Below are 9,054 nucleotides of genomic sequence, written 5' to 3'. Positions count from 1 at the left end.
AATTCCCTGTTCAATCCCCTGTTTAACCCCTTTTTTAATTCCCAATTGTTGTCCGTCGTAGGTGGCTTGAGCGATGGCACCTTCGTAGAGGTCACGGTTTCTGCGTTCTTGATCAAACATTCTTTTTTCCTCCTAGATTGGATAACTTTATTGGAGCGCGAGGACTTCATCTGTCGTTAACCCAGTGTATTTGGCAATGAAGGAAATATCTAATTTATCTTTTAACATGGCTTTTGCTATCTCCGTTTTAGATTTTTGAATTCCCTGTTCAATCCCCTGTTTAACCCCTTTTTTAATTCCCAATTGTTGTCCGTCGTAGGTGGCTTGAGCGATGGCACCTTCGTAGAGGTCACGATTTCTGCGTTCTTGATCAAACATTCTTTTTTCCTCCTCTGTCCATTGGGTTTGGTCTAGTAATTCTTCTGCTTCTTTGATCACGGGATCCATCTCGATATCAAAGGGTTTGTTTGAGAAAAATTCAAACCATTTTTGTAAGTGGTATTCTGTAATCTTATCTTTATTATACTTGTTCAGCTCTAGGAATGCAAATTTCATTGGTGGTCGTTGAGAACTTCCGTGAAAATCTGAATAGACGGGAGTTAGGGTCTCCTCATCATAAAGAGAGAGGGTATGAAAGGCTCGATCATCATCAAAGTATTCTTTTTCAAGAATCGCGATACAGTACACAGGATCCATCCTGGAGTAGAGGGTGTGGGTCTTATTTTGATCGGTTTTTAAACGTTTTAAGTTATCAGTAATTTGATTGGCTAAATAGGCAAGCATACGATTGAAAAATGAGCGCTGTTTAGTAACTTGAACTTCAATAATCACTTGTGTACCGTCTTCAAGTTTAGCGCAAACATCTACGGCTGTATAGAAATTTGGATGGTCATATTCGGCTAATTGAATCTGGGTGCCATCGAGTATTTCAACGGAAATAACGGGAATATTAAGGACGCTTCGGATGAAATCGGCTGTTAGGTGTTGTTTGTGGAAGATCTTTTTGGCAATTAAGTCCATGGTTGGGGATAGATCTGGGTGTCTGAGTTGAGTGGGCATAAGTGTTCTCCTTTAGTAGTTCTCACTTATATAATTCGTAAAATTTGACCTATTGTATGGGAAAATCTTAAGTGGGGCCTTTTTGTTTACCTGTTCTTTTGCGATGGAGTTCTATTTATAGTATAATGAATATAATTGTTTTTGGAGGTGGATTATGGATTTAACGAAACGGTTTAATAAAAATCTCAATCGGATTGAAGTTTCTTTGATTCGTCAGTTTGACCAATCGATTTCTTCGATTCCTGGGGTCTTGCGTTTGACGTTGGGGGAACCGGATTTTACGACTCCAGAACATGTCAAAGAGGCGGGGAAAGCTGCGATTGATGCGAATTTTAGCCATTATACTGGGATGAGTGGTTTACTGGCTTTGCGTGAGGCTGCGAGTCAATTTGTGGCTGATAAATATGGTCTTCACTATCGTCCGGAAGATGAGATTTTGGTCACGATTGGGGCGACAGAAGCTTTATCCGCAACCTTAACGGCAATCTTGGAACCTGGGGATGTGGTGCTTCTTCCTGCACCGGCTTATCCGGGTTATGAGCCTATTGTGAATCTAGTTGGAGCGGATGTTGTTGAAATTGATACGACGGCGGATCAATTTATTTTGACACCTGAAAAGTTGGAAAAAGCTATTGTGGAGCAAGGAGACAAGCTGAAGGCAGTTGTTCTCAATTATCCAGCCAATCCGACAGGGGTCACCTATTCGCGGGAGCAGATGGCGGAATTGGCTGAGGTCTTGAAAAAATATGAAGTTTTTGTTGTCTGTGATGAAGTTTATTCCGAGTTGACTTATACAGGAAAAGCGCATGTTTCTATGGCAGAATTTATTCCTGAGCAGACCATTGTCATCAATGGCTTGTCCAAATCTCATGCCATGACGGGTTGGCGGCTTGGCTTTATCTTTGCGCCTGCTGTATTAACAGCGCAATTGATCAAGAGCCATCAGTATTTGGTTACTGCTGCTGGAACCATGAACCAGTATGCTGCGATTGAGGCCTTGACTGCTGGTCGGGATGATGCGGAACCGATGAAGAAGGAATATGTGAAACGTCGGGATTATATTATTGAAAAGATGTCCGCACTTGGGTTTGAGATGATTAAGCCAGATGGAGCCTTTTATATTTTTGCTAAAATCCCAGCTGGTTACAATCAGGATTCCTTTGCTTTCTTGCAAGATTTTGCGCGTGAAAAAGCAGTTGCCTTTATTCCGGGGGCTGCTTTTGGTCAATACGGCGAAGGCTATGTGCGCTTGTCGTATGCGGCCAGTATGGAAGTGATCAAGGAAGCTATGAAACGCTTGAAGGAGTACATGGAAGAACATGCTGGAGTCAATTGAGACCCGGGGCATTGTGCTGTATAATCGGGATTTTCGTGAGGATGATAAATTGGTCAAGATCTTCACGGAGAAATCGGGTAAGCGGATGTTTTTTGTGAAACATGCTGGTAAATCGCGGTTAAATCCTGTGTTGCAGCCCTTGGTTACGGCAGATATGTTGCTGAAAATCAATGATGATGGGCTGAGTTATATCGATGATGTTCAAGATGTGCAGGTTTATAAGAAAATCAATGCAGATCTTTTTGCCCTTTCTTATGCGACCTATGTTTTGGCGCTTGCGGATGCCAGTATTCAGGATAATCAGGTAGATCCAGCCTTGTTTGCTTTTTTGGAGAAGACCTTGTCTTTGATGGAAGAAGGCTTGGATTATGAGGTTTTGACCAATATTTTTGAGATTCAGATCCTTTCGCGGTTTGGGGTTGTCTTGAACCTGCATGAATGTTGTTTCTGCCATCGGGTTGGTCTTCCTTTTGATTATTCCTTCCGGTATAGCGGAGTGCTTTGCCCAGACCATTATGATCAGGATGAGAGGCGTGCCCACTGGCATCCAAATGTTCTCTATTTATTGGATCAATTTCAAGCGGTACGATTCAGTGAGTTAGAGACGATTTCCCTACAAACAGATATGAAAGTAGCTCTACGTCAGGCGATGGATCAGTTGTATGAGGAGTATGTAGGGATCCATTTAAAAGCTAAAAAGTTTATCGACTCCTTGAGTGATTGGGGAGCGATTATGAAAGATTCATCTGGAGGTGAAACATGAAAAAAATTGCAGTAGATGCAATGGGGGGCGACAATGCACCTCAAGCCTTAGTAGAAGGCGTGAATCAAGCCATTCGTGATTTTAATGATATCGAAATTGTCTTGTATGGCGATGAAGCAAAAATTAAGAACTATTTGACAGCGACGGAACGTGTGTCCATTGTGCACACAGAAGAAAAAATCGATTCAGATGATGAGCCAACGCGTGCCATTCGTCGGAAGAAGCAGGCTTCGATGGTCTTGGCAGCTAAAGATGTGAAGACTGGGGTTGTGGATGCCATGCTATCTGCGGGAAATACAGGTGCCTTGTTAGCGGCTGGTTTCTTTATCGTTGGCCGCATCAAAGGGGTGGAACGCCCTGGCTTGATGTCGACACTTCCAACAGTTGATGGGCGTGGTTATGATATGCTGGACTTAGGTGCCAATGCGGAAAATACACCGGAGCACTTGCATCAGTATGCTGTAATGGGATCTTACTATGCGGAAAATGTGCGTGGAATTCAAAAACCGCGCGTGGGTCTATTGAATAATGGGACAGAAGCAAGCAAGGGAGATCCTTTGCGCAAGGAAACCTATCAATTGCTGTCTGAGGATGAGTCCATTCATTTTATTGGAAACGTGGAAGCGCGTGACTTGATGGATGGCGTTGCTGATGTTGTTGTGGCGGATGGTTTCACGGGAAACGCTGTCTTGAAAACCATGGAAGGGACAGCTTTTGGCATCTTGAAGCAATTGAAGCAAGCGATCGCCACTGGAAACTGGAAGGCGAAACTAGGAGCTTTCTTGCTCAAGGATCGGCTGAAATCATTGAAGCAAACCTTGGATTTCTCAGATGTTGGAGGAGCAGTCTTGTTTGGCCTTCAAGCACCTGTTGTCAAAACGCATGGTTCAAGTGATGCGAAAGCGGTCTATAGCACCATTCGTCAGATTCGAACCATGTTAGAGACGGATGTTGTTGGAAAATCAGTGAAGGAATTATCAAAGGAGGAGTAATATATGGGTTCAAAAAAAGACATTTTAGCTACGATCGAATCTTATCTCAAAGACCGCAAAGGGGCGGATTTCCAAGTATCTTTGGAGTTGGATTTGCGCAAGGATTTACAGGCAGACTCCGTTGAATTGATGGAATTTATCATCGAGTTGGAAGATGAATACCAATTGGAAATCCCAGATAAGGTGATTGATGAATTCAACACGGTTGGGGATGTTGTAGATTATATTGAAAAACGAACTGCTGGTCACTAATGAAAAATGGATCGTTCAGAGATTATTCTGGGTGGTCTTTTTTTCTGTCCTTTTCATTCGGATTTTGCCTATATTGTACGGAAATTTATTGAAAATGCACTTTTTGTATGATAGAATGTAGGTGATAAAATACGAAAGGCGAACAAAATCATGAACAATCAACTAATTTATACTGGAAAAGCTAAGGATATCTATACTACTGAAGACGAACATGTGATTAAGTCGGTCTATAAGGACCAAGCAACCATGCTAAATGGGGCTCGTAAGGAGACCATTAAGGGGAAAGGTGTGCTGAATAATCAGATTTCGTCTCTTATTTTTGAAAAATTGAATGCTGCAGGTGTGGCAACACACTTTATCAAGCGTATTTCTGACACTGAACAACTCAATAAAAAAGTGAAAATTATCCCTTTGGAGGTTGTCCTTCGGAACGTGACGGCGGGTTCATTTTCAAAGCGTTTTGGCGTTGAAGAAGGGTTGGAATTGGAAACTCCAATCGTTGAATTTTACTATAAAAATGATGAACTGGATGATCCGTTTATCAACGACGAACACGTGAAATTCTTGGGTGTTGCCAATGATGAACAAATTGCTTATATCAAGGCAAAAACACGCCGTATCAATGAGTTGTTGAAGGATTGGTTTGCACAAATCGGTCTTCGTTTGATTGACTTCAAATTGGAATTTGGTTTTGATAAGGATGGTAAGATCATCTTGGCAGATGAATTCTCTCCAGATAATTGCCGACTTTGGGATGCGGAAGGCCACCATATGGACAAGGATGTTTTCCGTAGGGATCTGGGAAGTCTGACAGATGTTTATGAAGTTGTATTGGAAAAATTACAGGGCTTGGAGTAAATTGTTTGAAACGGAAAACCTTCGTCTTCAATAACCTATTTGAATAGAATTAAAGGAAATAAAATGGATAAACGTATTTTCGTTGAGAAAAAAGCTGATTTTCGTGTGAAATCGGACTCTTTAGTAAAAGAATTGCAGCATAATCTTCAGTTGAAAACCTTGAAGGATCTTCGGATTATTCAGGTTTACGATGTTTTTGGTTTGGCAGAGGATTTGTTTGCGCGTGCAGAAAAACATATCTTCTCTGAGCAAGTGACCGATACTGTTTTGGATGAAGCTGCGGTTCAGGCTGATCTTGAGAAGGTTGCTTTCTTTGCTATCGAAAGCTTACCTGGTCAATTTGACCAACGTGCGGCCTCTTCACAAGAAGCTTTGCTGTTACTTGGTAGCTCAAATAATGTGACGGTTAATACCGCGCAACTTTACTTGGTTAACAAGGATATTGCTACTAATGAATTGGAAGCTGTCAAAAACTACCTCTTGAACCCAGTGGATTCTCGTTTCAAAGACATCACTGTCGGCATTGCGAAACAGGATTTCTCTGAGTCTGACAAGACTATTCCAAACTTGGATTTCTTTGAAACTTATAGGGCAGAAGATTTTGCACAGTATAAAGCTGAGCAAGGATTGGCCATGGAAGTGGATGACCTTCTCTTCATTCAAGATTACTTCAAGTCTATTGGACGTGTGCCAACTGAGACTGAGTTGAAGGTTTTGGATACTTACTGGTCTGACCACTGCCGTCATACAACTTTCGAGACTGAGTTGAAAAATATCGACTTCTCAGCTTCTAAATTCCAAAAACAATTGCAAGCAACTTATGATAAGTATATTGCCATGCGTGATGAGTTGGGACGTACAGAAAAACCTCAAACTTTGATGGATATGGCGACTATTTTTGGTCGTTATGAGCGTGCCAATGGTCGTTTGGATGACATGGAAGTGTCTGATGAAATCAATGCCTGCTCAGTTGAAATTGAAGTGGATGTCAATGGTGTGAAAGAACCATGGCTTCTCATGTTCAAGAACGAAACTCACAACCACCCAACGGAAATCGAACCATTTGGTGGAGCGGCTACTTGTATCGGTGGTGCCATTCGTGACCCATTGTCAGGGCGCTCCTACGTTTACCAAGCCATGCGTATCTCAGGTTCTGGTGATATTACAGCTCCAATTTCAGCGACTCGCGCTGGGAAATTGCCACAACAAGTGATTTCTAAAACAGCAGCTCACGGCTATTCTTCATACGGTAATCAAATTGGTTTGGCAACCACCTATGTTCGTGAATACTTCCACCCAGGTTTCGTTGCTAAGCGTATGGAGCTAGGTGCCGTGGTCGGTGCGGCTCCTAAGGAAAATGTTGTCCGTGAAAAACCTGAAGCAGGTGACGTGATTATCTTGCTTGGTGGTAAGACTGGACGTGACGGTGTCGGTGGTGCGACAGGTTCTTCTAAAGTTCAAACGGTTGAATCTGTTGAAACAGCTGGTGCTGAGGTCCAAAAAGGGAATGCTATTGAAGAACGTAAGATTCAACGTCTTTTCCGTAATGGGGAAGTGACCCGTCTGATCAAGAAATCAAATGACTTTGGTGCTGGTGGTGTCTGTGTGGCTATCGGTGAATTGGCAGATGGTCTTGAAATTGACCTAGACAAAGTGCCATTGAAATACCAAGGTTTGAATGGTACAGAAATTGCCATCTCTGAATCTCAAGAACGGATGGCCGTGGTGGTTCGTCCAGAAGATGTAGATGCCTTCGTTGCTGAATGTAACAAAGAAAATATTGATGCAGTTGTCGTTGCAACCGTGACGGAAAAACCAAATCTTGTCATGCACTGGAATGGTGAGACAATCGTTGATTTGGAACGTCGTTTCCTTGACACAAATGGTGTACGTGTCGTTGTAGATGCCAAGGTAGTTGACAAGGATGTCAAGCTTCCAGAAGAACGTCAAACCTCTGCTGAAACCCTTGAAGCAGATACGCTTGCAGTCTTGGCTGACCTGAACCATGCCAGTCAAAAAGGGTTGCAAACCATCTTTGATAGCTCAGTTGGCCGTTCAACAGTCAATCACCCACTGGGTGGTCGTTACCAAATCACACCAACGGAAGCTTCTGTACAGAAATTGCCAGTTCAACATGGCGTGACAACAACTGCCTCTGTTATGGCGCAAGGATTCAACCCTTATGTAGCAGAATGGTCTCCATATCATGGTGCTGCCTATGCGGTCATCGAAGCAACAGCTCGTTTGGTTGCTGCTGGTGCCAACTGGTCTAAGGCTCGTTTCTCTTACCAAGAATACTTCGAGCGTATGGATAAACAAGCAGAGCGTTTTGGTCAACCAGTAGCTGCTCTTCTTGGATCCATTGAAGCTCAGATTCAACTTGGGTTGCCATCTATCGGTGGGAAAGACTCTATGTCTGGTACCTTTGAAGAATTGACAGTACCCCCAACCTTGGTTGCTTTTGGTGTCACAACTGCAGATAGCCATAAGGTCCTTTCTCCAGAATTTAAAGCTGCTGGTGAAAATATCTATTACATCCCAGGTCAAGCTTTGGCACAAGAAATTGACTTCGATCTGATCAAGTCTAACTTTGCTCAATTTGAAGCCATCCAAGCAACCCACAAAGTCACAGCAGCATCTGCTGTTAAATATGGTGGTGTCCTTGAATCTCTTGCACTTGCAACTTTTGGCAACCATATCGGTGCTAACGTCGAATTAGCTGACCTTGACACTAGCTTGACAGCCCAATTAGGTGGATTCGTCTTCACGTCTCCGGAAGAGATTGCAGGTGTTGCCAAGATTGGACAAACAGTGGCTGACTTTACACTGCTTGTCAACGGTGTAACGCTGGATGGACACAAACTTGACAGTGCCTTCCAAGGTAAATTGGAAGAGGTTTATCCAACTGAATTTGCACAAGCAACTGAACTGGAAGAAGTGCCTGCTGTAGCATCGGATGCTGTTATCAAAGCTAAAGAAACAGTTAAAACACCAGTGGTTTACATCCCCGTATTCCCAGGGACTAACTCTGAGTACGATTCAGCAAAGGCCTTTGAAAAAGAAGGTGCCAAAGTCAACTTAGTACCATTTGTCACACTTAACGAAGAAGCAATTGTCAAGTCTGTTGACACCATGGTTGACAACATTGAAAAAGCTAATATTATTTTCTTTGCAGGTGGCTTCTCAGCAGCGGATGAACCAGATGGATCAGCTAAATTCATCGTGAATATCTTGCTCAATGAAAAAGTGCGTGCAGCCATTGATCACTTCATCGAAGGCGGTGGTTTGATTATTGGTATCTGTAACGGATTCCAAGCCCTTGTCAAATCAGGTCTTCTTCCATACGGTAACTTTGAAGATGCAAGCAGTACGAGTCCAACCCTCTTCTACAATGATGCCAACCAACACGTGGCGAAGATGGTGGAAACACGGATTGCCAACACGAATTCACCATGGCTTGCCGGAGTAGAAGTTGGTGACATCCATGCCATCCCAGTATCACATGGTGAAGGGAAGTTTGTCGTGACAGCTGAGGAATTTGCAGAGCTTCGTGACAATGGTCAAATCTTTACCCAATATGTTGACTTCGAAGGTAAACCAAGCATGGATTCAAAATACAATCCAAATGGTTCTGTCAATGCAATCGAAGGGATCACTGGTAAGAACGGCCAAATTATTGGGAAGATGGGTCACTCAGAACGTTTCGAAGACGGTCTCTTCCAAAATATTCCAGGCAATAAAGATCAACATCTCTTTGCATCAGCGGTTAAATACTTTACTGGAAAATAAAAGGT

General features: G+C 42.8%; 7 protein-coding genes. 6 read left to right on the top strand and 1 reads right to left on the bottom strand.

All coding sequences use genetic code 11. The features are described 5' to 3' along the window. Positions 1-147: 147 nt before the first annotated feature. Positions 148-1,059 (bottom strand): Rpn family recombination-promoting nuclease/putative transposase, encoded by a 912-nt coding sequence (locus JX304_RS08505; RefSeq protein ID WP_205012079.1) that lies wholly within the window; start codon positions 1,057-1,059, stop codon positions 148-150. Between the two features lie 154 nt (positions 1,060-1,213). Here JX304_RS08505 and JX304_RS08500 point away from each other — a divergent pair, with 154 nt between their 5' ends. The 6 genes from JX304_RS08500 to JX304_RS08475 all read left to right on the top strand — a co-directional run bounded on the left by JX304_RS08500 (position 1,214) and on the right by JX304_RS08475 (position 9,049). Beyond that, entirely contained in the window at positions 1,214-2,395 is a 1,182-nt protein-coding gene (locus JX304_RS08500; protein ID WP_205012078.1) for a pyridoxal phosphate-dependent aminotransferase, read from the top strand. Continuing rightward, positions 2,379-3,158, top strand: a complete 780-nt coding sequence (gene recO / locus JX304_RS08495) for a DNA repair protein RecO (protein ID WP_205012077.1) — start codon at positions 2,379-2,381, stop codon at positions 3,156-3,158. The genes JX304_RS08500 and recO overlap by 17 nt, the downstream gene beginning before the upstream one ends. Beyond that, on the top strand, positions 3,155-4,150 hold the full coding sequence (plsX, locus tag JX304_RS08490) for a phosphate acyltransferase PlsX (protein WP_205012076.1): 996 nt from the start codon (positions 3,155-3,157) through the stop codon (positions 4,148-4,150). The genes recO and plsX overlap by 4 nt, the downstream gene beginning before the upstream one ends. A gap of 3 nt (positions 4,151-4,153) precedes the next feature. Then, positions 4,154-4,402: a phosphopantetheine-binding protein gene (locus JX304_RS08485; protein ID WP_205012075.1), complete on the top strand. Its 249-nt coding sequence runs from the start codon at positions 4,154-4,156 to the stop codon at positions 4,400-4,402. Positions 4,403-4,552: 150 nt separating this feature from the next. Next, on the top strand, positions 4,553-5,260 hold the full coding sequence (gene purC, locus JX304_RS08480) for a phosphoribosylaminoimidazolesuccinocarboxamide synthase (protein ID WP_205012074.1): 708 nt from the start codon (positions 4,553-4,555) through the stop codon (positions 5,258-5,260). A 63-nt stretch (positions 5,261-5,323) separates the two neighbouring features. Further along, positions 5,324-9,049, top strand: a complete 3,726-nt coding sequence (locus JX304_RS08475) for a phosphoribosylformylglycinamidine synthase (RefSeq protein WP_205012073.1) — start codon at positions 5,324-5,326, stop codon at positions 9,047-9,049. The last annotated feature ends 5 nt before the right edge of the window (positions 9,050-9,054 follow it).

It is taken from the genome of Streptococcus parasanguinis (assembly GCF_901875555.1).
Taxonomy (GTDB): domain Bacteria; phylum Bacillota; class Bacilli; order Lactobacillales; family Streptococcaceae; genus Streptococcus; species Streptococcus parasanguinis_H.
Note: the sequence above shows the minus strand (reverse complement) of the source record. Positions and strands in the feature narration are given on the sequence as shown.

What these genes read in the sequence shown, in the direction of transcription:
- JX304_RS08505 (WP_205012079.1), bottom strand. Translation starts at nt 1,059, where the DNA reads ATGCCCACTCAACTCAGACACCCAGATCTATCCCCAACCATGGACTTA.
- JX304_RS08475 (WP_205012073.1), top strand. Translation starts at nt 5,324, where the DNA reads ATGGATAAACGTATTTTCGTTGAGAAAAAAGCTGATTTTCGTGTGAAA.
- JX304_RS08485 (WP_205012075.1), top strand. Translation starts at nt 4,154, where the DNA reads ATGGGTTCAAAAAAAGACATTTTAGCTACGATCGAATCTTATCTCAAA.
- recO (WP_205012077.1), top strand. Translation starts at nt 2,379, where the DNA reads ATGCTGGAGTCAATTGAGACCCGGGGCATTGTGCTGTATAATCGGGAT.
- JX304_RS08500 (WP_205012078.1), top strand. Translation starts at nt 1,214, where the DNA reads ATGGATTTAACGAAACGGTTTAATAAAAATCTCAATCGGATTGAAGTT.
- plsX (WP_205012076.1), top strand. Translation starts at nt 3,155, where the DNA reads ATGAAAAAAATTGCAGTAGATGCAATGGGGGGCGACAATGCACCTCAA.
- purC (WP_205012074.1), top strand. Translation starts at nt 4,553, where the DNA reads ATGAACAATCAACTAATTTATACTGGAAAAGCTAAGGATATCTATACT.